This window comes from Kitasatospora sp. NPDC004240, assembly GCF_053603215.1.
On the sequence record NZ_JBSGFD010000401.1, the window covers coordinates 1 to 2,904 of the forward strand.

General features: G+C 75.2%; 3 protein-coding genes and 1 tRNA gene. All 4 read right to left on the reverse strand.

Features of this window, described 5'->3' with window-relative positions:
• A partial coding sequence (locus ACWEQL_RS41945; protein WP_452156812.1) for an NAD-dependent epimerase/dehydratase family protein occupies positions 1-103 on the reverse strand: 103 nt, incomplete at its 3' end.
• Positions 104-227: 124 nt separating this feature from the next.
• Positions 228-896: a LuxR C-terminal-related transcriptional regulator gene (locus ACWEQL_RS41950; protein WP_452156808.1), complete on the reverse strand. Its 669-nt coding sequence runs from the start codon at positions 894-896 to the stop codon at positions 228-230.
• A gap of 122 nt (positions 897-1,018) precedes the next feature.
• A tRNA-Thr gene (locus tag ACWEQL_RS41955) sits at positions 1,019-1,091 on the reverse strand.
• 159 nt (positions 1,092-1,250) lie between these two features.
• A complete protein-coding gene (locus ACWEQL_RS41960) occupies positions 1,251-2,594 on the reverse strand; it encodes an MFS transporter (protein ID WP_452156810.1) in 1,344 nt (447 codons plus the stop codon).
• Between the last annotated feature and the right edge of the window lie 310 nt (positions 2,595-2,904).

The window sequence follows — 2,904 nt, forward strand, 5'->3', positions numbered from 1 at the left end:
AGAGGTCGTCCAGGACGGTCACCCGGTGACCCGCCTCCAGCAGGTGGGCGGCCACCACACTGCCGACATAGCCGGCGCCACCCGTGACCAGGTACTTACTCATATTGCGTCCTCCAGCGGGCGATGGTTCCGCCGGCGGCGGGCCATCGGTGACGTGTGTACGACGCGGCCCATTCTCCCTGCTCCCGGGGGTGCTCGGGACCCCGGCCCCAGGCGCCCGGCCGCCCTCAGTCCCGGGCCATCCGCTCCAGCAGGCCGGTCCGCGCCGCCACCGCCGCGGCCTCCAGCCGGGTCCGCGCGCCGAGCTTCATCAGCACCCGCTGCACATGCGTACGGGCGGTGCTCGCGGCGATCCGCATGCCGTCCGCGATCGCCTGGGTGTCCTCGCCGTCCGCGATCCGGGCGAGCACCTGCACCTCACGCCGGGTCAGCATCCGCAGCAGGCGCTGGGCCTCGTCGTCCGGCTCGACGGCCGGACGCAGCAGATGGTCGAAGGCCCCCCGCAGGACGTCCACGGTGACCGCCGCCTCACCCGCCCGGGCCCGCCCGATCGCCCGCTCGACCACCTCGATGCGCTCGTCGCTCGGCACGTACCCCGCCGCCCCGGCCGCGAACGCCCCTGCCACCCCCCGCAGTTCACCCACCGGCCCGAGCACGATGACGGCCACCTCGGGGCGCTCCCGCCGGATCCGGCGCAGCCCGTCGAAGGCCCCCGGCTCCCCCGGCGCGGCCACCCCGAGCAGGCACACCTCCGGCCGCCGGCCCACCACCAGGTCGGCGGCGGCCCCGGCGGGCGAACCCACCGCGAGCACCCGGTGGCCCCGCAACTGCAGCGCGGTGGCCAACGCCTCGGCCAGCAGCCGGTGGTCGTCGACCACCACGAGTCGAACACCCATGGCGCCTCCAGGTCCCGTCCGGCCGATGACGCACCATCACAACGCATTCCGTACGCGACCTGCCAGACCGCCCCCGGAAACGGGAAAGACCCCCGCCCTAATGGGCGAGGGTCTTTCACTTGAGCCCCCATGCGGAATCGAACCGCAGACCTTCTCCTTACCATGGAGACGCTCTACCGACTGAGCTATAGGGGCGAACCGGTCGAACAAGGAAGACATTACACGGCCGTGGGCCCGGAAGGGAAATCGGCCTCCGCCGGCCCCGGTCCGTCCACCCGCGGGCCGCCACCCGTCCTCTCGCGGGCCACCCCCGGGGATGCGTGCGGGCCGCCCAGGGCCGCGCCTAGGGCGCGCCTAGGCCGCCGGGTCCGGCGCCGGCACCTGGCCCCGGTGGAGCCCCGCGTCCGTCCGCACCGCCGCCAGATCCGTCCCCCGCGTCTCCGGCAGCGACCGCAGGCACAGCAGCGCCAGCACCCCGAGCCCCGCCACGTACCAGCCCACCGGCGCCGCCGTCCCGTACGCCTCGGTCAGCCGGCTCGCGACCAGCGGCGTGGTCGCCCCGCCCACCACCCCGCCCAGGTTGTACGTCAGAGCGGCGCCCGTGTAGCGCACCCGCGTCGGGAACAGCTCCGGCAGGAACGCCGCCACCGGCCCCAGCATGCACCCCAGCACCACCATCGCCCCGGCCAGCGCAAGGAACATCAACGGTCGGCGCACCGTCTCCAGCAGCGGGAACAGCACCAGCGACCACCCGATCGCCAGCCCCGTCGCCAGCCGCAGCGCCCGCCGCCGCCCCCACCGGTCGCTGCGCCCGGCGCTGACCCAGACGGTCACGCCCTTGCCGACGGCGCCCGCCAGCAGCATCCCCAGCACCAGCGTCCTGGAGACCTCCAGCCCGGTCGTCGCGTAGGCCAGGGAGTAGGTGGTCGTCAGGTAGAACAGCGCATACCCCACGGTGATCACCCCGCAGCCGAGCAGCACCGTGCGCCAGTGGCCGCGCAGCACCTCCGCCACCGGGGTGCGCGCCCGCGCCCGCTCCTCGCGGAACAGCGGCGTCTCGACGATCCGCAGCCGGACGAACAGCCCCACCGCCACCAGCCCGAGCGAGAGCAGGAACGGCACCCGCCAGCCCCAGTCCAGGAACGCGCCGTCGTCCAGGGCCTGCGCCAGCACCAGGAACACCCCGTTGGCCAGGACGAAGCCGACGGTCGGCCCGAGCTGCAGGTACGCCCCGTAGCGCCCGCGCCGCCCGGCCGGGGCGTTCTCCGCGATCAGCAGCGCGGCCCCGCCCCACTCCCCGCCCAGCCCGATGCCCTGGCAGACCCGCAGCAGCACCAGCGCGCCCGGCGCCCACCACCCCCACTCCCGGAACCCCGGCAGCAGCCCGACCACGGCCGTCGACAGCCCCATCAGCAGCAGCGACACCACCAGCGTGGTCTTGCGGCCCAGGCGGTCCCCGAAGTGCCCGAACAGCACGGCGCCCAGCGGACGCGCCAGGAACGCCACCGCGTACACCGACAGCGCCGCCAACAGCGCGCCGGCCGCGCCCAGTTCGGGGAAGTACACGGAACCGAAGACCAGCGCGGCGGCCGTGCCGTAGATATAGAAGTCGTAGTACTCGATCGCCGTGCCGATCAGCGCCGCGGCGGCGGCCCGACGCAGCTGCGACCGCCCCGCCGGGGGCTCGCTCGTGTCCATACCGCCACCCTGGCGGCCCCGCCCGACCCGCCGACAGCGGCCACCCGGGTGACACCGGCGCACCGCCCGGGCCACCACGCCCCGGGCGTACGCCTACTCCCCCGGCCGCGACGCCGAAGGACGGCCTACCGCGACGCCGGGGGACGGCCCCTACCGCGCGTAGGGGTTGTCGCCGCTCGGCGGAGCCGGCGGCCCGTAGGACGGGGGCCCGTACGGGGGCTGCGGCGCGCCCGGGGCGCCGGGAGCAACCGGGCCCGCGCAGGCGTGTTCGGGACACCTTTTCGTTCCTGTTGACAGCGGGACGGGTGAG